Source organism: uncultured Mailhella sp. (assembly GCF_944324995.1).
Taxonomy (GTDB): Bacteria; Desulfobacterota; Desulfovibrionia; order Desulfovibrionales; family Desulfovibrionaceae; genus Mailhella.
In genome coordinates this window covers 124,424-144,767 of sequence record NZ_CALUYL010000002.1, presented here as the reverse complement: position 1 = coordinate 144,767, position 20,344 = coordinate 124,424, and the positions used below count along the sequence as shown (strand labels likewise).

Below are 20,344 nucleotides of genomic sequence, written 5' to 3'. Positions count from 1 at the left end.
ATACTCCTTGGTTTTGGGGCGTGCGCCCGTCAGGTTGAGCGGCCGTGCCGCAGGCTTGCAGCGTGTGCGGGGCGAGCGTCGGACCGGTCGGGATCCGGCGCGCGGCAGAAGACTATTCCGCCATCTTCGCCGCGGCTTCCATGACGCCTTCGGCAAGGGTGGGATGCGCGTGAATGGTTCCGGCAATGTCGGCCACGGATGCGCCCATCTGCAGGGCAAGGGCGCATTCGGCAATAAGATCGGTGGCGTGCGCTCCGGCGATGTGCGCGCCGAGAAGCTTGCCGTTTGCCTTGTCGGCCACCAGCTTGAACACGCCGGGCAGCTCGCCCATGGCCTGCGCCTTGCCGAGTTCGCGGAACTGGAATTCCGAGGTCTGCACCTCGAAGCCCCTGTCCTTCGCCTGCGCTTCGGTCAGGCCTACGTCGCCGATTTCGGGCGAGGAGAAGATGCCGGAAGGAACCACGTCGTAATTCGGCTTTTCGCTCGCGCCGAAGATGTTGGCCACGGCCACGTGCGCTTCGGCGCTGGCCATGTGCGCAAGCATGATGCGCGCCGGGCCCAGAATGTCGCCGATGGCATACACGCCGGGAACCGAGGTTTCCAGGTAATCGTTCACCGTGACGTAGCCGCGCTTGTCGGTGGCGATGCCGGCTTCGGCAAGGCCGAGGCCTTCGCTGTTGGCCGTACGGCCGATGGTCATGAAGATGCAGTCGGCTTCCAGCGTGGCGGGCTTTTTGGCGGAGGCGGGCACGAGTTCCGGCGCGAGGAAGGGCGAGGGGCCGAGATCGGCAAAGACCTTGCCGTCCTCCACCTTCGTGGCGTTCACGGTGCGGGCGAGTTCCACCTTGATGCCCTTCTTCTTCGCTTCGCGCAGCAGCAGCTTGCTCATTTCCTCATCCACGGAGGGCACGGGCAGAAGACGGTTCTGACCTTCCACGATGGTCACTTCGCTGCCGAAGGCGCGGAAGATGAACGCAAGCTCCGTGCCGACCACGCCGCCGCCCACGATGATAAGACGCGCGGGCACGTGATCGAGTTCCAGCGCGTCGTCGCTGGAGAGGATGAATTTGCCGTCCACGGGCAGGGAGGGCAGATTCAGCACGTTGGAGCCGGTGGCGATGATGACCCTGTCGCTTTCGACGTCCTTTTCGGAGCCGTCGGGCATGGCGACCTTCACAAGACCGGCGTTCACGACCTTGCCGCGGCCCATGACCACGTTGATCTTGAGCTTGGCGCAGCTTTTTTCCAGACCGCCGCGCAGGGTTTCGGTCACCTTGCGCTTTCTGGCGACGACGGCGGGCATGTCCACGCCGGGATTGCCCGCGCCCGCGAGGCCGAACTCGGCGGCGCGGCGTACGGTTTCCAGCGCCTCGGCGGAGGATTTCAGCGTTTTGGTGGGAATGCAGCCGCAGTTGAGGCACGTGCCGCCGAGCCATCTGGATTCCACAAGCGTAACTTCCGCGCCGCGTCTCGCGGCGTCGAAGGCGGCGGTGTAGCCGCCGGGACCTGCTCCTATGACAGTGATGCGAAGAGCCATGATATCTTGCCTGCCTTGATAACAGAATGTGGCGTTTTCATGAGAAACGCAGAACGGCCGCCGAAACGGCCCGGCACACGCCGAAAGAGGGGCGCGTGCCGACCTGTCTGCGGAGCGCTTCCGCAGACGACGGCGCGACGGAGTCGCCGCGCCGAAGCATCGCTATTCGCCCTTGATGATGTCGGTCTTGGGAAGGGCGGAACGAACCTTGGAACGATAGGGCAGAAGGTTGGTCAGCGGTTCGACGCCCTTCACGACCTCGGCCGTGGCCTGAATGCCGAAGGGCAGCATCATGTCGCCGCAGGCTTCGGCCACCATCTTTCCGGCAAGGGCGGCGTCGGCGGGAGAGAGCCAGGCGAAGGAGCCGTCGGCCTGCGGAATGGGCTCGAGGTACAGACGGATGACGTGATCCTTGAAGTCGCGCACGAGGGCGATGGTCTTGCCGAGATCTTCGGCGGAAGGCGCGTCGCCGCCCACGGCCGCGGGATAGACGGAGGCGGGGCCGGGAATGTTGAGACGCACGCGGGTCAGGCAGCCGGTGCCGATGAGGCGCTCGAGCAGCGCGGCGTTGCGGCCGTCGGTGTCGAGCACGACCTGAAGTCCGCCCTTGGCAAGCGCCGTGACGAGCTCCACGAAATGATCCTCTTCTCCGGCGGGAACCTTGGAGACGTTCAGGCCGGAGATCCAGCCGTGCAGCATCTTGCTTTCGGTGACGGCTCCGGCGTCGCCGAGGGCCTTGCCGGAAAGCAGATAGGCAATGATGACGCCCGTGCCCTGAAGCACCACGTCGCCGTCGTCGTCATGGAACATGGGAAATTCCACGCCGGTTTCGTTGCGGTGCAGGAACTTGCGGTTGGCGCGATAAAAGCCGTTCACGATGTCCTTGTCGGCTTCAAGGTCATAGCTGGTGTAGGCGATGCCCCTGGCGTCCATGAACTCATGAGTGATGCGGCAGCGGATGCAGTTGGGAGCCTTGTAAAGAGTGATAGCCATGTCGAACTCCATAACGGTTAGAAAATTCCGTGGTCCCGGCGGCGGGATCGGCCTTGCCGGAGCGTTCCGGCGGTGGAGCGGGCAGCCTGCGCGGTATTTCGGCAGAACACGGAAGGGCGGCAACATGGCCCGGCGCTTTCCGCGTTCCTGCTGTTGGCAACAAATATTCAATAGACTTTCATTCTAGTGAAATACCTGTTTTCTGTCAAGGCATCGGGCAGGTTCTGCTGCGGATTTTCATGGGCGTTCAAAAGGAAGGATGTTCCGAAAACGTTTGTGCTGCAAGAATTTTTCTGCGGGCAGGGGAGAAGCGCGGGGCAAGGCGCGAGGTCCGGAATTTGGACCTTCCCTCCATCGACGGATTCCCCGCAGGTCGGCGCAGCCTGACCGGGCGGGGCTTTCCTGGAAAACGACGGCAGTGCTGCTTATCTGCCGGGGCGGCACGAGGGGGCCTTCCGGGGAAAACGGCCGCTTTTACCATTGAAAAACGGGCATGGATGGGATAGGTTGAATCGTATTATTTAATTCTATTCAATATTGAGGATTCCACCATGGCCAGAAAAGCCGCAGAAGGCGCCGCCGAAAAGCCGGTCAAGAAGACGCGAGCCTATCATTCCCCCCGCAGAAAGGAACAGGCGAATGTAACCAAGGCGCGCATTGTTGCGGCCGCCATGCAGCTCATGAAGGAAAAGGGCTACGCCGACATGACGCTTGAAGCCATTGCGCGCGAGGCGGGCGTGGCTCCGCAGACCGTGTATGCGGTGTGCGGCTCGAAGAAGGGCGTGCTGGCGGCCATTCTCGAAACGACCGTGGAGGCCAAGAAGTACGACAAGCTGCGCGACTCCATTCCGCAGATCATGACCGGCAAGGAGCGGGTGCGGGAAATCGGACATTTCATGTCCGTGCTCATGGAAGACGCCATGCCGGTGTTCGACATCATCCGGGGCATGAGCGTGCTTTCGCCGGAATTTGCCGAGCAGGAATACGATCAGAGCATGATGCTGCTGGAAAAATGCCGCAAGTCCGTCCACAAGATGGCCGAAGACGGTCTGCTTCGGCCCGGACTCTCCGAAGAGCGCGCCGCGGAACTGTACTGGAGCATCAGCACGCCGGGCATTCATCGCCGTCTGACCAAGGTGCTCAACTGGTCCTCCGAGGAATATGCGGCGTGGGTTTCCTACCTCATAGGGGTGGCGCTGCTGGACTGGGATGCTCCCATGCCCTTCCTTAATGAAGGGCCGCGCACGAGCGGCATTCCCACGCTGAAGAGGGCGGAACAGCCGGAGGCGAAGCAGCCGGAAGCCGGGCCGTCGGACAGAGGGCAGGACGAACAGCCCGCGCAGGAGCCGGACGGCGACGATGCTCAGAGCGGCGCAAAAACGCTGTAGCCCGGAAAAACGGCAAAAGAAGCGCTTGCCTTTCTCGCCCGACTTTGTGAATATACGCCCCGCACCGATGATTTTTTGTGCGTTTTCTTCGGGTTCGCGCGCCAGCTGCGAACCTCCACCATCATTGATTCTGAAGTGATGCGGCCGCATGTCGCGGTCGCCGGACAAGGTTTCCGACAACAAGGCGTCTTTTGACGCCTTTCGGCACTTTAAGAGTCGTTCGCGTCGTTTCACGCGCTCGGCGTTCCGCCTGTCGCTTCGAGTCACGGAGGGAAATATGAGTCAGGACCAGAAAGCCAACGAAATGGGCACGAAGGGGGTCGGCCGCCTCCTTCTTGAGTATTCCATACCCGCCATTCTGGGCATGGTGATTGTGGCCCTCAATCAGATCATTTCCAGCATCTACATCGGCCACGGCGTGGGACATCTGGCGCTTGCCGCCATGGCGGTCACGTTTCCGCTGGTCAACCTGCTCATGGCCTTCTGTCTGCTGGTGGCCGTGGGCTGCGCCGCGCTCTGTTCCATCGAGCTCGGCAGGAAGGATATGGAAAAGGCCCGCAGCATGCTGGGGCATTCCGTGCTGCTGGAAATCATCTTCGGCCTGTTCTTCGGCGTCGTGTTCTGGATTTTTCTCGATCCGCTGCTCATGTTCTTCGGAGCCAGCGGCGAAACGCTGCGCTACGCGCACGAGTTCATGATGCCCCTCGTGCTGCTCTCGCCCCTGAGCTTTCTCATGCTGGGCTTCAACTTCCTCGCCCGCGCCACGGGCTATCCCAAAACGGCCATGATGACGGCGCTGCTCTCTTCCGTGGGCATCGTGGCCTTTTCGCCCATCTTCATCTACTGGTGGGGTTGGGGCATGTACGGCGCGGCCTGGGCCCAGATTGCCGGTCAGACCATGTCCGTCATATGGCTGGTGGCGCATTTTGCGCGCAAAAGTTCGCTCATCCATTTTCAGAAGGACATCTGGAAGCTGAGCTGGACGGCCTTCCGCAGAATTCTGGCCATCGGCATGGCGCCCTTTCTCATCAACTTCTGCGCCTGCATCGTGGTGGTCATCATCAACCGCGCCCTGAAAGAATACGGCGGCGATCTCGCCATCGGCGCGTTCGGCATCCTGAACCGCCTGCTCATGCTCTTTGCCATGAGCGTCATCGGTCTCGGTCAGGGCATGCAGCCCATCATCGGCTTCAACTTCGGGGCCAAAAAGCCCGAACGCGTGCGCCTCGCCCTCAAGTACGGCATGCTGAGCGCCACGGCCATCACGCTGGTGGGCATGCTCGGTTCGTGGTTCTTCCCCGAATTTCTGGTGCGCATCTTTACCGATCACGGCCCCCTCGTGGAAGTTTCGACCACGGCGCTGCGCATCACCGGCGGCCTGTTCATCTTCGTGGGCCCGCAGATCATCATCGGCACTTATTTTCAGTCCATCGGTCAGGCCAAGATCGCCAGCGTGGTGTCGCTGTGCCGTCAGATGATATGCCTGGTGCCCGCGCTGCTCGTCATGCCCCTGTTCTTCGGGCTGACCGGCGTGTGGCTGAGCATTCCGCTGGCGGACTTCACCGGCTGCATGGTGGCCGCCTACTTCCTCTATCTTTCGATGCGCGCCGAGGACAATCCCTGCATGCAGGGCGATCCTGAATGCAAGCCGCCGTCGAAGTTCTTCAAGCCCAAGGAACTGTAGTTTGCGCATGGCAGGGGCGGCGTCTCACGATGGCGACCCCTGCAACGGGCGTTCGGCATCGCGAACAACGATGAACAAAGGCCGATCGGCGTGATTCTCTTTCGGGAGTGCGTCGGTCGGCCTTTTGTCGTTCTGCGTGCTGGGCTTCGGCAGGGCGGCAGAGCCTGTGCGGGGGAGGGACTGCCGTTGCCGGAGAAGAAAAGAAAAGCCCCGATCCGTGCGGATGCGGGGCGAAAATGGCGCGCGTGGCCGCGCTGCGGCTGGCGATCAGCGGAACGCGGTCAAAAGATTCCGGGCCGCCTTTTCGGGATCCGGCGCGGAGCACAGTTCCGAAACCACGGCCAGACTGTGCGCTCCCGCGGCCACGACCTCGGAGGCGTTGCGGGCGTGAATGCCGCCGATGGCCACCAGTCTGAGAGGGGAGTGTTCCCGCGCCCAGCGCAGGCCGTCCAGACCCCACGGGGTGTGGGTGTCGGTTTTGGTGGGCGTGGCGAAAATGGGGCTGAGCCCTACGTAGTCGATGTCGAGACTTTCGGCGGCGAGCAGTTCTTCCCGCGTTTCCACGGAGAGGCCGACGATGGCGTTCGGCCCCATGAGGCGGCGCGCGTCTTCCGGCGGCAGATCGCTCTGCCCCACGTGCAGTCCGGCGGCTCCGCAGGCGAGCGCGATGTCGGCCCTGTCGTTGATGATGAGCGGAATGCCGAGCGGCTGAATGCGCGAAGCAAGGGCTCGGGCCAGTTCCAGAAACTCGCGGGACGTGGCGTGCTTTTCTCTGAGCTGCACCGCGCCTGCGCCTCCGCGCACGGCGGCAAGCACCACCTCGTCCAGCGGTCGGCCGAGGCACAGGTCCCGGTCCGTGACGAGATAGACGCGGTAGTCGGTATGCGTTCTCCAGTTCATCAGTGACCTCGATGTTCCGGCGGCAGGCCTCCGGATGTCAGGTGAAAAGATTGTCCGCGCGTTGCGTAAAACTCCGCGGGCAGAAGGCGGCGTATTCTTGCCTGCCCTGCGCCTGGACACAGGCGGGAAGGGAAAAGCCGGGCGGCGTGAGATGCTCAGCGTGCCGGAAGAGCGTTCCGCAGGCAGGGGGCGCGGCCTTCGCAATTTTGCAGACGCCCCGCGGTCGCGCTCAGCGCGCGGAGCTCTCGAGCCTGTGGACTCTCGATGCGGCGTCTTCGGGATCCAGAAGATAGAGCTCGTCCAGAAAGGCGGGCAGAAAGCTGCCGGGCCCCTTGGCGCGCGCTCCGGCCTTTTCTCCGGCGGAAGCCATCACGGCCATGGCCGCTGCGGCCGCCGTGAGGCGGTCCTTGCACACGGCGGCGTAGGCTCCGGTGACGGCGGAAGCGGAACAGCCCATGCCCGTGACCAGCGGCATGAGCGGCGAGCCGCCTTCCACGGCAAGATCGGCGCTGCCGTCGGTAATGAGATCGCGCGCGCCGCTGACGCTCACCACGCAGCCGAAGCGGCAGGCCAGTTCATGGGCGGCGTCCAGCGCTTCGTCGCTGCTGTTGCGGCTGTCCACGCCCTTGGTGGCCACCTTGTCGGCCGAGCGTATTTCCGCGGCAAGCGCCATGATTTCCGAAGCGTTGCCGCGCAGAATGTCCGGGCGCACCAGATCGAGCAGGCGCAGCGCGGAACGGGTGCGCAGGCCGGAGGCTCCTGCTCCCACCGGATCCAGCACCACGGGCTTTCCCTTTTTCTTCATGAGCGTGCCGGCAAGCTCCATGCTGTCCAGCCAGGAAGGATCGAGCGTGCCGATGTTGAGCACAAGGGCGGAATCAATGTTGGTGAGATCGTCCATTTCCTCGGCGGCGTGCGCCATGAGGGGCGAGGCATGCGCGGCGAGCAGGGCGTTGGCCGACACCTGCATGACCACGAAGTTCGTGATGCTGTGGACCAGAGGCACGTTTTCGTACACGGCGCGGATGGCGTCCGTAATCTGCTGTTTCATGAGAACTCCCGTAAAGAAGTGTTCAGGCCGAGAACGCCCGACCGGAGCAGGCGATCCAGCACGATGTTGAGAGGCAGGCCCACCACCGTGGACCAGGATCCTTCTATGGCGCTGACCAGAAAGGCGCCTCCGTCCTGAATGCCGTAGGAACCGGCCTTGTCCAGCGGATCGCCGCTGTCGGCGTAGGCTTCCAGCACGGGAAGCGGCCAGGGCGCAAAGGTGACCTTCGTCATGTCGTCGAAGCTCTCCACGTGATTGTCCATGGCAAGGCAGCAGGAAGTGACCACTTCGTGCGTGCGACCGGAAAGGCGCGAGAGCATGGCGACGGCGTCGTTCCTGTCGCGGGGCTTGCCGAGAATGGAGGCTCCTTCCTCATCGCGGAGAATGACGATGGTGTCGGCGGAGAGCACGGCGGGGCGGTCGAGGCGGCCGGAAAGTTCGCCGAGCACGAAACGGGACTTCGCTTCCGCGCAGCGGGCCGCGTAGGCGCGCGGATCTTCGTCCGGTTCGGGACGCGGTTCGGGACAGGCGGCGGGATGAACGTCGAAGCTGAGGCCCACGCCTTCCAGAAAGGCGCGGCGTCGCGGTGAACCGGAAGCCAGAACAAGAGGGCGGAGCATGGTGAAGGCGCTGGTCATGAAAAATCCGTAACGTTGAAGGGCGCGCGCGGCAGGGCCGCGGCGGATGCAAAAACAAGACTGCGTCCGCGCAAAAGGCGCGTCGGTCGCCGGAAAAACGGAACGCAGACATGGGGTTCAGGGCAGAGTTTTAACGCCTCCCGCATAAAAAGCAATCCCGGAAGGGGACAACAGCGCTCTTGGCTACGGAACATTAATAGTATATGATACCCGCGTTCCTTGCGACTGCGATGGTCCTGGAACGGGAAAATACAAGTTTCACGAGGAAATCAGATGAGCGAAGCTTTCGAAAGACTGAAGGAAAGGGAAAAGGCCTTTATGTGCCGGACGTACTCGCGTTATCCGCTGGGCATAGTCCGAGGCAAGGGCTCCCGCCTCTGGGACGTGGACGGCAAGGAATACGTCGACCTGCTGGCCGGCATTGCCGTTATCGGCCTCGGCCACTGCAACGAGGAAATAGCGGAGGTCATGGAAAGGCAGTCGCGAAAGCTGGTGCACGTGAGCAACCTCTTTTATCAGGAAGAACAGCTCAACTACGCGGAAAAGCTGCTTTCCACCAGCCATGCGGGCAAGGTGTTTTTCTGCAACTCCGGCGCGGAAAGCAATGAAGCGGCCATCAAGATCGCCAGACGTTATCAGCGCGTGGTGAAGGGGCGCGAGGCGTGGGAGGTCATTACCCTGACCAACTGCTTCCACGGCCGTACGCTGGCCACCCTGGCGGCCACGGGCAAGCACACCGAAGGCTTCGAGCCGGAAACGCCCGGCTTCGGCCGCGTGCAGTGGGGCGATCTGGACGCCCTGGAAAAGGCCATCAAGCCCACCACGGCGGCCGTGCTCTTTGAAGCCATCCAGGGCGAGGGCGGCATCATTCCCGTGACGCAGGAATATGCCGACGGCGTCGTCGACATCTGTCGCCGTCACGGCGTGCTCGTCATGTGCGATGAAGTGCAGGCCGGCATGGGCCGCAGCGGCAAATGGTGGGGCTTCCAGAACTTCAATCTCAAGCCCGACGTGTTTACGAGCGCCAAGTCCATGGCCAACGGCCTGCCCCTCGGCGCCATGATGGCCACCGACGAAGTGGCGCAGGGCTTCGACTACGGCAGCCACGCCACCACCTTCGGCGGCGGCGCGCTGGTGACGGCCGTGGGCCTCAAGGTGCTGGAAATCATGGAGCGCGATCACCTTGTGGAACGCGCGGCACAGCTTGGCGAGCGCGCCCGCGCCCGTTTCCGCGAGCTCGGTGAAAGACTGCCCGGCGTGATCCGCGACGTGCGCGGCCTCGGCCTGCTCATCGGCGTGGAACTGAACATGTCCGACGAAAAGGCGAAAAAGGTGTGGCTCGAACTCATGAACCGCGGGTTCATCCTCAATCTCACCTACGGTCCCACGCTGCGTCTGCTGCCCCCGCTGACCATTGACGAGGCCGATCTCGAAGCCTTTACCGAAACGCTCGAAGCGGTGCTCCGCCAGATGGCGTGATGTTCATGCCCGGCCTTCGGGCCGGGCTTTTTTGAAGGAGTTTTCTTTTCATGGATCGCATCCTGAGACATGCCCGGGTGTATCGACCTTCCGGATTCGAGAAGGGCGACATCCTCATTCGGAACGGCAGAATAGAGCGCATTGCGCCGCAGATTCCTCCCATGGAGGGCGTGACGGAATCCGATATGAGCGGGTGTTGCATTGTTCCCGGCCTTGTAGATGTTCATGTGCATTTACGCGAGCCGGGTTTTTCATGCAAGGAAACCATACGCACGGGCACTCTGGCGGCCGCGCACGGGGGCTTCACCACGGTGTGCGCCATGCCCAATCTGCACCCCGTGCCCGACACGCTTGAGCATCTGGAAAAGCAGCTTGAGATCATCCGGCGCGACGCCGTGATTCATGTGCTGCCCTACGGGGCCATCACCATGGCGGAGGAAGGCCGCGAGCTTGCCGACATGGCGGCCATGGCTCCCTTTGTGGCGGGCTTTTCCGACGACGGCCGCGGTGTGCAGGATGAAGGCATGATGCGCGAGGCCATGCAGGAAGCCAAAAGGCTCGGCAAGATCATCGCCGCGCACTGCGAGGTGAATTCGCTTCTCACGGGCGGCTGGATTCACGACGGCGAATACGCGAGAGCGCACGGACACCGGGGCATCAGCTCGGAGAGCGAGTGGGCGGAAGTGGCCCGCGACGCGGAGCTTGCGAAGGAAACGGGAGTCGCCTTTCACGCCTGCCACATTTCCACGAAGGAAAGCGTGGACATCATACGCCGCGCCCGGGCCGAAGGCGTGGACGCGACCTGCGAGACGGGCCCGCACTATCTCGTGCTCTGCGACAGGGACCTTCAGGAAGACGGCCGCTTCAAGATGAATCCGCCCCTGCGCAGCGAAAAGGACAGGGACGCGCTCATTGCGGGCATCCTTGACGGCACCGTGAGCATGATAGCCACGGATCACGCGCCGCACGAAGCCGAAGCCAAGAGCCGGGGACTGGAGCGCAGCGCCATGGGCGTGGTCGGCCTCGAAACGTCCTTTGCGGTCATGTACACCTATTTTGTGAAGCGCGGCGTGCTTTCGCTCGAAAAGCTGGTGGAACTCATGTCCGTGAATCCCGCGAAGCGTTTCGGCATCGGCTCGTTCCTGGAAGAAGGGCAGATGGCGGATCTTGCCGTGTTCGATCTCTCCCGCGAATGGATCGTGAATCCGGAGGAATTTTTGAGCAAGGGACGCGCCACGCCCTTTGCCGGACACACGCTCTACGGCCGCTGCGTGCTCACGCTCGTGAACGGCGAGGAAGCCTGGAACGAAAAGGCCTAGCGCGGGCGGAACACGCTTGTCGTGCCTTGCGGCCTCTGCGGCCTGCACCGCGGGCCTTTTCTCCGCAAACAGAAAACTCGGAGCCAGCATGAAACAGGGAATATATACGATTGTCGAGCATACGCCGCTCACGAAGGACGTGTACCGCATGGTGCTTTCCGGCGACACGTCGGCCATGACCATGCCGGGGCAGTTCGTGGAAATCAGTCTGCCGGGCTTTTTTCTGCGCCGTCCCATTTCCGTCTGCGACTATGACGAAAAGAGCATCACCATCATTTACAAGGTCGTGGGCCAGGGCACGGACGCCATGGCGAAGATGAAGGAAGGCGAAACGCTCGACGTGATCGTCGGCCTCGGCCACGGCTTCGACGTGGAAAAAAGCGGCGACGAGCCCCTTCTCGTGGGCGGCGGCGTGGGCGTGCCCCCGCTGTTCCATCTGGCGAAGAAGCTTGTGGCCGCGGGGCGTTCCGTCACGGTCATTCTCGGCTTCAACAAGGCGGACGAAATTTTCTACAAGAGCGAGTTTGAAGCGCTCGGCGCGCGCGTCGTCGTCACCACCGTGGACGGCAGCGTGGGCGTGAAGGGCTTTGTGACCGACGCGCTTCCCGAACGCTACAGCCATGTGTACAGCTGCGGCCCCATGCCCATGCTGCGCGCTCTTTATCGGGCCACGCAGGGAGCAGGCGGCGAATTCAGTCTGGAAGAGCGCATGGGATGCGGCTTCGGCGCGTGCATGGGATGCAGCATCATGACCAGAGACGGCAGCAGACGCGTGTGCAAGGACGGACCCGTGTTCGACAAGGAGGTGCTCGAATGGCAGATCTGAAAGTAACGCTCAGCGGCCTGGAACTGGACAATCCGCTCATTCCGGCCAGCGGCACCTTCGGCTACGGCTACGAGTTCGCCGAACTTTACGACATCAACATGCTCGGTTCCTTTTCCTTCAAGGGAACCACGCTGGAGCCGCGCTTCGGCAACCCCACGCCCCGCATCGCGGAAACGCCCGCCGGCATGATCAACGCCGTGGGCATGCAGAATCCCGGCATCGACAGGGTCATCAACGAGGAGCTTCCGCGACTCAAAAAGTGCTTCCACAAGAAGGTCATCGCCAACATCGGCGGCTTTTCCGTGGACGAATACGCCGAGTGCTGCGCCCGCATCGACGGCGAAGAGCAGGTGGGACTCATTGAAGTGAACGTGAGCTGCCCCAACGTACACAACGGCTGCATGAGCTTCGGCACCGATCCGCTCGGCATTTCCGCCGTGACGAAGGCCGTGAAGGCCGTGACCACCAAGCCCGTGTACGTGAAGCTCTCGCCCAACGTCACGGACATCGTGCCTCTGGCCGCAGCCGCCGCCGAAGCCGGAGCCGACGGCATAAGCCTCATCAACACGCTGCTCGGCATGCGCATCGACCTGCGCACGAGAAAGCCCGTCATCGCCAACAAGATGGGCGGATTTTCCGGCAGCGCCATCCTGCCCGTGGCGCTGCGCATGGTGTATCAGGTGTACGAGGCCGTCAAGCTGCCCATCATCGGCATGGGCGGCATAAGCTCGGCGCGCGACGTGGTGGAAATGATGCTGGCGGGCGCCACGGCCGTGGAAATCGGCGCGGCCAATCTGGTTGATCCGTGGGCGTGCCCGAAAATCCTCGCCGAACTGCCTTCCGTCATGGCTCAGTACGGCATAACCTCCCTCAGGGACATCATCGGAGGAGCGCACTGATGCGTAATCTCAACAAGGACGTCATGGTGGCCTGCGACTTCAGCAGCAAGGCGGAAGTCATGGATTTTCTCGATCTCTTCACCGAGGAGAAGCCCTTCGTGAAGATAGGCATGGAACTCTACTATGCCGAAGGCCCCGACATCGTGCGCGCCGTCAAGGCCCGGGGACACAGAATTTTTCTCGACCTCAAGCTGCACGACATTCCGAACACCGTGCGCAAGGCCATGGCCGTGCTCTCTGCGCTCAATGTGGACATGTGCAATCTGCACGCCGCAGGCACCGTGCCCATGATGGAGGAGGCGCTCAAGGGTCTCACCCGCGCAGACGGCACGCGTCCTCTGCTCATCGCCGTCACGCAGCTCACCTCCACGAGCGAAGAGCGCATGCGCGAAGATCTGCTCATCGAGCGCCCCATGGAGGAAGTGGTCATGCACTACGCCTCCCGCGCCCGTGCGGCGGGCCTCGACGGCGTGGTCTGTTCTCCGCTGGAAGCGGGCAAGGTGCATGACGCGTGCGGCAGCGACTTTCTTACCGTGACCCCCGGCGTGCGCTTCGCCGACGGCGACAAGGGCGATCAGGTGCGCGTGACCACCCCCGCCCGCGCCCGCGAACTCGGGTCCGATTTCATCGTGGTGGGCCGCCCCATCACGCAGGCAAACGATCCCGTGGCGGCCTATCGCCGCTGCGTCAGGGAATTTCTCGGGTAGCTTGAAGCGGACGGCGCCTTCCGCTTCACAACGGACGCAGAGTTCGCCGTATTGCCGGACCGTTGTCCGGCAGGCATTGTGTTGCGCCGTTCCTTCACGCATGCCCTTTTTCAGCCTTCGCCCGGCAGGGCGCAGGGCTTACCTCATCTACAAGGAGCCATCCTCATGGAGTCTCGCGACAAGCTCATTGCCAAGGATCTTCTTTCCATCAAGGCGGTGTTTTTCCGTCCCGACGAACCCTTCATCTGGGCGAGCGGCATCAAGAGCCCCGTTTACTGCGACAACCGTCTTACCCTGACCGCTCCCGAAGTGCGCAACGACGTGGAAAACGCCCTCGCCGCCGTGGTGCGCGAAGAATATCCCGAGTGTGAAGTGCTCATGGGAACCAGCACGGCGGGCATCGCCCACGCCGCCATTGTGGGACATATTCTTGGCATGCCCATGGGCTACGTGCGTTCGAGCGCCAAGGATCACGGCCGCGGCAATCAGATCGAGGGCCGTCTGGAACCCGGTCAGAAGGTCGTGGTCGTTGAAGACCTCATTTCCACCGCGGGCAGCGTGCTGGAAGTGGTCAAGGTGCTGCGCGAGGCCGGAGCCGACGTGCTCGGTGTGGCCAGCATCTTCACCTACGGCATGAAGAAGGGCCTCGATCGCCTTGCCGAAGCCGGCGTGAAAAACGTGAGCCTCACCAACTTCGACACCATCGCCGCCGTGGCCGCGGAGAGCGGCTACATCCGCAAGGAAGACGTGGCGCGTCTCATCGCCTTCCGCAACAATCCTTCCGACGAGAGCTGGATCGGAGCGTAACGGCATGAAAAGCGTTATCGACATCCGCGACCTTTCGACGCAGGACATTGAACAGCTTCTGGCCACGGCCCTGGACATCATCGCCGACCCCGAGAAGTATTCCCGGAAGTGCAGCGGCAAGAAGCTCGCCACGCTGTTCTTTGAACCTTCCACCCGCACGCGCCTCAGCTTCGAGGCCGCCATGTACGAACTCGGCGGACACGTGCTCGGCGTTTCCGAGGCGCAGAGCTCTTCCGCCTCCAAGGGCGAAAGCGTGGCCGACACCGTGCGCGTGGTGAGCTGCTACGCCGACATCATCGCCATGCGGCACCCCAAGGAAGGCGCGCCGCTCGTGGCCGCCATGAACGCTTCCGTGCCCGTCATCAACGCGGGCGACGGCGGACACAACCACCCCACGCAGACGCTTGCCGACCTGCTCACCATCTGGCGCGAGAAGGGCAGGCTGGACAATCTCGTCATCGGCCTGTGCGGCGACCTCAAGTTCGGCCGCACCGTGCATTCGCTCATTGCTGCCATGTCGCGCTACAGCAACGTGAAGTTCGTGCTCATTTCTCCCGAGGAACTGCGTCTGCCCGGCTACATCCGCAAGGACGTCATGGAAAAGAACGGCATGCCCTTTGAGGAAACCACCGATCTTGTGGCCGCCATGCCCTCGCTGGACGTGCTGTACATGACCCGCGTGCAGAAGGAACGCTTCTTCAACGAAGCCGACTACGTGCGCCTGAAGGACAGCTATGTGCTCACTCCCGACAAGCTGAAGGGCGCCAAGGAAGACATGTGCATCATGCATCCCCTGCCCCGCGTGAACGAAATATCCGTGGCCGTGGACAAGGATCCGAGAGCCGCCTACTTCCGTCAGGTGCTGAACGGCAAGTACATGCGCATGGCGCTCATCATGAAACTTCTGGGGGTGAACTAGCATGGTCATCGACGCGATTTCCAACGGCATCGTTCTCGACCACATCAGGGCGGGCCTCAGCATGGAGCTGTACCGCATTCTCAATCTGGACAAGCTTCAGTGCTCCGTGGCCGTGCTCAAGAACGTCACCAGCAGAAAGATGGGCCGCAAGGACATCATCAAGATAGACGAGATCATCGATCTCAATTTCGACGTGCTCGGCTATGTGGATCCGGGCATCACCGTGAGCATCGTGCGCGACGGCAAGCTCGACCGCAAGTTCAGCGTGGAACTGCCGGAACGGGTGACCAACGTCATCCGCTGCAAGAATCCCCGCTGCATCACCTCGACCGAACAGGAACTGCCGCACATCTTCAAGCTGACGGACAGGGAAAAGCGCGTGTACCGCTGCATCTACTGCGAAAGCAGGGCCAAGGGCGGCGACTAGCCGTTTCCTGCCGATGCCAGGCGGGCATCGGCAGGGCGACGCTTTGCCTGAACATCAACGCCGTGGAAGAGATTCCGCGGCGTTTTTTCATGCCTTTTCCGGAAGGCGCGGCGTCATCGTCGTGAAAAGCGCCGGTGCAAGGCGAGCCGGACCGTTTCGGCAGAGCGCGGGCCCTGTGCGCGGCGTCTCGAACGTAGAAGATTGTCGGGCGTATCTGATGAAGCGCCGTGAGAGGCGTCCATGCGCGGGGTGGCGGGGCGCAGTCGAGCGCCGAGTCCTTCCGGTGGGCGAGATTTCCCGCGCGCCGGTGCGCGCATGACCGAACCCTGTACTTTGGGGATATTGCCGTTTGTCCGGGCGCGAAGGATCCGTGCGTCGGAAAAGCAACGCGCAGGACGATTGCCGGAGCCGTGACCGGCGTCGTTTCGAGCCTTCGGGCCGCAGCGCTCCGACATCACGCGTTCACGAGTGTCTTGTTCGCGTTTCCGGAGGCAGATGCGTCCCGGCGCGCTGCCGATGCTGAACGTCCAGTCATGGCAGGAGAAAACCGGAATGGCGAGTGGCTACGCAGAAGCGGGGGAGAGGTACGCGAGGGCGGACTCGACGGGGTATTGCTCGCCGTCGGAAAGGGAGAAAAGCCCGTGAGCAGAACTTTCCGACCTGGTACAAAACAATTTTGAAAAGAAAAATATTTATTAGTAATAGTAACTATTGTTATAAAATTGTTATTTTTTTAACATGCCTCCCATGTCCGCATGAAGCAGCCCCGTCCTTTGTGCCGACATGCCGTCCCGGCGGGGAAAGGCGCGGCAGAAGCCGCGAGGAGGAACGAGATGAAGAGGATATTTCTGCCTCTGGCCGCGCTGTGCGCGGCGGCGCTGATGGCCATGCCGTCGGAAATGCAGGCAACCGCGGATCAGGGAAAAAAGCCTCTGGAGCAGGTGCCGTCCATGGAAAAGTTCCAGGAAGTGTCGGACATCGTGCTCGACAAGTGCATGGCCTGTCACAGCCGGAATTACGATCTGCCCTTCTATGCGAAGATTCCCGGCATCAGACAGATCATTGAGCAGGATTACCGCGACGGGCTGCGCGCCATGGATCTCAATCAGGAGCTTGTGGGCGCGGCGAAGGACAGGCCCGTAGGGGAAGTGGCCGTGGCGAAAATGGAGTGGGTGGTGCTCAACAACACCATGCCTCCGGCCAAGTTCACCGTGGTGCATTGGGGCAGCAGACTGACGGACAAGGACAGGGAAACCATTCTGCACTGGGTGAAAACGACCCGCGCCGCGTACTACGCCACCGGACCGGCTGCGGAAAAGCGGGCCGACGAGCCGCTTCAGCCTCTGCCCTCGCACCTCGCCGTGGACGTAAAGAAGGCGGCGCTCGGCGAAAAGCTGTTCAACGACAAGCGCCTTTCCGCCGACGGCACGCTGGCCTGTTCCGGCTGTCATTTGTACGAGAAGGCGGGCACGGACAATTCCCGCTTCTCGGAAGGCATACGCAAGCAGTTCGGCGACATCAACGCGCCCACCGTGTTCAATGCGGTGTTCAACGTCCGTCAGTTCTGGGACGGCCGCGCCGCGGATCTTCAGGAGCAGGCGGGCGGTCCGCCGCTGAATCCCATTGAAATGGGCTGTTCCGGCTGGGAGGAGATTATTGCAAGACTTTCCGCCGACGAGGCGCTCACGGCCGAGGCCGGAACCATTTATGCCGACGGATGGACCGCGCAGAACATTACCGACGCCATTGCCGAGTATGAAAAGACGCTCATCACCCCGAACAGTCGTTTCGACAAGTGGCTGAGCGGCGACGATGCGGCCATTACGGCGGAAGAGGCGGAAGGGTATCGCCTGTTCAAGCAGTATCGCTGCGCAAGCTGCCATGTGGGGCGCAGCGTGGGCGGACAGTCCTTTGAGTACATGGATCTCAAGGCCGACTATTTTGCCGAGCGCGGCAATCCGCTGAACTCGGACAAGGGCCTCATGGGCTTTACCGGCAATCAGGACGATCTGCACCGCTTCAAGGTTCCGAACCTGCGCAACGTGGAGCTCACGCATCCCTACATGCACGACGGCACCGTGACCACGCTGGACGAAAGCGTTGCCGTGATGGGCCGGTATCTTTCGGGCATTCCCGTGTCCGACGGCGATCGTCGTCTCATTGTGGCCTTCCTGCGCACGCTGACCGGAGAATTTCAGGGCAAGCCTCTGACCGGAACGCCTGTGGAACGCTGAGTGGCGCGTTCGTTGAGCGCCGCTTGTGACCAGTCATGAATCTGCGGGCGCACAGGAAGCGAAAACACGCCTGTGCGCCCGCACTGATGACGCGCCGTGGAGTGCTTCCGCGGCGCTTTTTTTTCGGCGGAGCGGGCTTGTGGTCTGGTCGGTAGAGTCGTCGGCCTGTAAGGGGTGGACGCAGTAGAACAGACGCAGAGTAGCAAGGTTTTGTCGTCATTCGCGGCGCGACGCCGAAGCCTCGGCACACGTTTGCCGATTTGCGGAGCTTCGCGCGTCAGCGCCGGTTCATGAAGTTGTCGTAGGCTCTGGCGTCAAGGGCGTAGATCATGGTTTCCCTGCCGGAGAGGAGCAGGTAGAACGTTGAGTGGTCTTTGCTGATGAAAACGTCTTCTATCCCGGCAAAGTACGGGCCCTGGTAGGGAAGATGCTCTTTCAGGAGACTTTCTCTGATTTCCCGGTGCAGAGATTCTTTTTCCCCGGAAAAGAACATCATGTATTCCAGAAGTTTTCCTTCAAAAAAGGAGTACAGTACGGAGCAGGGATGTCCGTGTATGCTTTCTTTCGTGCTCAGAACATACACGGGCACGGAAAAGAGCAGACTTTTGCTTGTTTCGCCGAAAAAGGAAGAGAGGGCGCGCTGCTCGAGAACAAAGGAGACGGACGCCCCCCAGGAAGGAGCAGGCATATTCTTCGCATGAGCGGGGGAGGCGAAGCACAGAACAGCAAGACAGAGCAGAAATGATGCGGCGGTGCGCATGAAATCCTCATAACGCGGGCGGACGCGGCAAAGGGAGCCTGCCCGCCCGTTCAGACTAGAAGCGCCACTTCAAGCCCGCGGACATGTTGTATTCGCGGGTGAAGTTTTCGCCGTGTTCGCGTTCCGCCTGCATGTAGAGGCGAATGTCGTCCGAGAGCTGCCAGTCCACGCCGAGGCCGTAGTACACGCGGGTTCCATCAAGATCGGAGCGCATGTCCAGACCGTTGAGGCGGGCTCGCTGTTCGCCGAGGAATTCGTGGTTCACGCCTGCCTTCACATAGGGCTGCACATAGCGGGGGCCGTCTTCTTCGTCCAGCGTGAACTTTTTGCCGAGCACCAGACCGGCTCTGCCCGTGAGGGAGGCCATGTCGCTCTGATCGATGGTCATGCCGTTGCTGCTGGTGAAGCTGCCGCCTCTCACCCAGAACCAGGAAAGCTGGAGCTGAGGTTCAAGGAACCAGTAATCCCGGCCCTCGTTGCTGAAGGCGAAGTCCATTTTTCTTCCGCCTTCCAAAGAAGCGCCTATGCCGTAGGACGAACGGTCGTCGTGTACGGGAGTTCCGTCGAGCATGGCGGCGCGTATTTCGTGATTGTACCAGTCCATGGTGGCTACGGCGTCGAGATACCAGCCGTCAACATGAACCCAGGTGGAGTACAGGCCGCCGCCTACGCTGGTCAGATCGCCGTATCCGCCCCAGCGTCCGTTCGTGCTCTGGTCGGCGTGACCGCTGCGGATCTGCATGCCGAGAATCCACATATAGGTTTCATCAACGTCCGCCAGCGTGTCGTAGCCTATGGATCCGCCTACAAGGTTCTGCGTGAAGCTCGTTCCGGCAAGGCCGTCGAGCCGGGCCTTGTCGGCAAAGCCCCGCACCCAAAGACCGGTCTGTGTGCCGTAGCGGACTTCGCCGAGGCGCTTGCGCAGATCCGTCTGATAACCGTACCACATGGCATAGTGCCCGGCGAGACCGGAAAGCGCGGCTTCGGCTTCGCCCGTGGGAGAAAAGGAACCGGAGGGCACATCGGGCTGAGACGGTATGGAGCCTTCCGGCTCGTTCGTACCGGAGTTTCCGTTATCATCATCCGTGTCTGGGTCAACGGAAGGCGTATTTTCCCTGACCAGATACCATTCGCGGCCATTGTTTCTTTCCGACGTTTCCAGCTCGTAGTTGTAAAGACCTATATCCACGAGTTTGAGGCCGTCTGTGTTTGCTGCCAGAGAGAATTCATTTCCGGTTGCCGCTATGTTGTTTTCCGCTCTAGCCAGATAGCTTTCCGTCTGCCTTTCCTTCGGTTCCGCGCCGCTGCCCTTGACATGCAGCGTATGGGAACCGGCAAGGCTGTCGGTAATCCGTACGCTGTCGGAAATGTCTTCCTGCATGTCGGTGCGCAGGTAAAAGTTGCCGGAACCGGAAAGATTGCGGACAAGAAGTTCCGTGGGATTGTCCGTAGATGAGAGCGGCGTGAAGGAAGAAGCAAAGAGATTGTCGCTCCATGTATTATCCCAGACGTCGCGTGTTGTTCCCACATAGACGTTGGAGCCGTCGAGCGAAAGTTTGGTCAGATTGCTGACGTAGCTGCCTCGTTCGTTGGCTGAAATTACATTGGAAGGCACCACGTTCCAGAAGGCGCCGTCGGGAAGAGATATGTCCAAAGAGGCGTAATTTTCCCCTGTGCGGGTAAATCCTGTGAATTTTCCAGACGAGATGAAGTCAATGTCGATATCCGCATCATAGGAGGAGGAATGTTTTACAGATACGATATCTCCTTCAATTT

General features: G+C 61.6%; 18 protein-coding genes. 11 read left to right on the top strand and 7 right to left on the bottom strand.

Annotation, left to right across the window (positions count from 1 at the left end; translation table 11 throughout):
* Positions 1-112: 112 nt before the first annotated feature.
* Both lpdA and Q0K02_RS02535 read right to left on the bottom strand, forming a co-directional pair.
* A complete protein-coding gene (lpdA, locus tag Q0K02_RS02540; protein ID WP_294484793.1) occupies positions 113-1,537 on the bottom strand; it encodes a dihydrolipoyl dehydrogenase in 1,425 nt (474 codons plus the stop codon).
* A 162-nt stretch (positions 1,538-1,699) separates the two neighbouring features.
* Complete coding sequence (locus Q0K02_RS02535; RefSeq protein ID WP_294484791.1) at positions 1,700-2,530, bottom strand: hypothetical protein; 831 nt, start codon at positions 2,528-2,530, stop codon at positions 1,700-1,702.
* A 551-nt stretch (positions 2,531-3,081) separates the two neighbouring features.
* Here Q0K02_RS02535 and Q0K02_RS02530 point away from each other — a divergent pair.
* Both Q0K02_RS02530 and Q0K02_RS02525 read left to right on the top strand, forming a co-directional pair.
* Positions 3,082-3,918: a TetR/AcrR family transcriptional regulator gene (locus Q0K02_RS02530; protein WP_294484790.1), complete on the top strand. Its 837-nt coding sequence runs from the start codon at positions 3,082-3,084 to the stop codon at positions 3,916-3,918.
* A 277-nt stretch (positions 3,919-4,195) separates the two neighbouring features.
* A complete protein-coding gene (locus Q0K02_RS02525; RefSeq protein WP_294484788.1) occupies positions 4,196-5,602 on the top strand; it encodes an MATE family efflux transporter in 1,407 nt (468 codons plus the stop codon).
* 267 nt (positions 5,603-5,869) lie between these two features.
* Here the strand turns inward: Q0K02_RS02525 and thiE are convergent, their stop codons facing one another.
* The 3 genes from thiE to Q0K02_RS02510 form a co-directional block, all read right to left on the bottom strand.
* Positions 5,870-6,502 carry a thiamine phosphate synthase gene (thiE, locus tag Q0K02_RS02520; protein ID WP_294484786.1) on the bottom strand — a complete coding sequence of 211 codons (633 nt, stop codon included), beginning with the start codon at positions 6,500-6,502 and terminating at the stop codon, positions 5,870-5,872.
* Positions 6,503-6,731: 229 nt separating this feature from the next.
* Positions 6,732-7,553, bottom strand: a complete 822-nt coding sequence (gene thiM, locus Q0K02_RS02515) for a hydroxyethylthiazole kinase (RefSeq protein ID WP_294484784.1) — start codon at positions 7,551-7,553, stop codon at positions 6,732-6,734.
* Complete coding sequence (locus tag Q0K02_RS02510) at positions 7,550-8,191, bottom strand: Maf family nucleotide pyrophosphatase (protein ID WP_294484783.1); 642 nt, start codon at positions 8,189-8,191, stop codon at positions 7,550-7,552. Before Q0K02_RS02510 ends, thiM begins: the two co-directional genes overlap by 4 nt.
* A 273-nt stretch (positions 8,192-8,464) precedes the next feature.
* Here Q0K02_RS02510 and Q0K02_RS02505 point away from each other — a divergent pair, with 273 nt between their 5' ends.
* The 9 genes from Q0K02_RS02505 (at position 8,465) to Q0K02_RS02465 (ending at position 17,808) form a co-directional block, all read left to right on the top strand.
* Positions 8,465-9,670 carry an aspartate aminotransferase family protein gene (locus Q0K02_RS02505; RefSeq protein WP_294484781.1) on the top strand — a complete coding sequence of 402 codons (1,206 nt, stop codon included), beginning with the start codon at positions 8,465-8,467 and terminating at the stop codon, positions 9,668-9,670.
* A 50-nt stretch (positions 9,671-9,720) separates the two neighbouring features.
* Positions 9,721-10,989: a dihydroorotase gene (locus Q0K02_RS02500; RefSeq protein WP_294484779.1), complete on the top strand. Its 1,269-nt coding sequence runs from the start codon at positions 9,721-9,723 to the stop codon at positions 10,987-10,989.
* 88 nt (positions 10,990-11,077) lie between these two features.
* Positions 11,078-11,815: a dihydroorotate dehydrogenase electron transfer subunit gene (locus tag Q0K02_RS02495; protein ID WP_294484777.1), complete on the top strand. Its 738-nt coding sequence runs from the start codon at positions 11,078-11,080 to the stop codon at positions 11,813-11,815.
* Positions 11,803-12,714, top strand: coding sequence for a dihydroorotate dehydrogenase (locus tag Q0K02_RS02490; RefSeq protein ID WP_294484776.1), 912 nt, complete (start codon positions 11,803-11,805; stop codon positions 12,712-12,714). The genes Q0K02_RS02495 and Q0K02_RS02490 overlap by 13 nt, the downstream gene beginning before the upstream one ends.
* On the top strand, positions 12,714-13,421 hold the full coding sequence (pyrF, locus tag Q0K02_RS02485) for an orotidine-5'-phosphate decarboxylase (RefSeq protein ID WP_294484774.1): 708 nt from the start codon (positions 12,714-12,716) through the stop codon (positions 13,419-13,421). The genes Q0K02_RS02490 and pyrF overlap by 1 nt, the downstream gene beginning before the upstream one ends.
* Positions 13,422-13,586: 165 nt before the next feature.
* Entirely contained in the window at positions 13,587-14,228 is a 642-nt protein-coding gene (gene pyrE / locus Q0K02_RS02480) for an orotate phosphoribosyltransferase (protein WP_294484773.1), read from the top strand.
* 4 nt (positions 14,229-14,232) lie between these two features.
* The gene (pyrB, locus tag Q0K02_RS02475; RefSeq protein ID WP_294484771.1) at positions 14,233-15,147 is read left to right on the top strand and encodes an aspartate carbamoyltransferase; all 915 of its coding nucleotides are present in this window, start codon (positions 14,233-14,235) and stop codon (positions 15,145-15,147) included.
* 1 nt (position 15,148) lies between these two features.
* Positions 15,149-15,574 carry an aspartate carbamoyltransferase regulatory subunit gene (locus Q0K02_RS02470; RefSeq protein WP_294484769.1) on the top strand — a complete coding sequence of 142 codons (426 nt, stop codon included), beginning with the start codon at positions 15,149-15,151 and terminating at the stop codon, positions 15,572-15,574.
* An 833-nt stretch (positions 15,575-16,407) separates the two neighbouring features.
* Positions 16,408-17,808, top strand: coding sequence for a cytochrome c peroxidase (locus tag Q0K02_RS02465; RefSeq protein WP_294484767.1), 1,401 nt, complete (start codon positions 16,408-16,410; stop codon positions 17,806-17,808).
* Positions 17,809-18,085: 277 nt separating this feature from the next.
* Here the strand turns inward: Q0K02_RS02465 and Q0K02_RS02460 are convergent, their stop codons facing one another.
* Positions 18,086-18,496, bottom strand: a complete 411-nt coding sequence (locus Q0K02_RS02460) for a hypothetical protein (protein ID WP_294484765.1) — start codon at positions 18,494-18,496, stop codon at positions 18,086-18,088.
* A gap of 127 nt (positions 18,497-18,623) precedes the next feature.
* A complete protein-coding gene (locus Q0K02_RS02455) occupies positions 18,624-20,222 on the bottom strand; it encodes an autotransporter outer membrane beta-barrel domain-containing protein (protein WP_294484763.1) in 1,599 nt (532 codons plus the stop codon).
* Positions 20,223-20,344 lie beyond the last annotated feature (122 nt).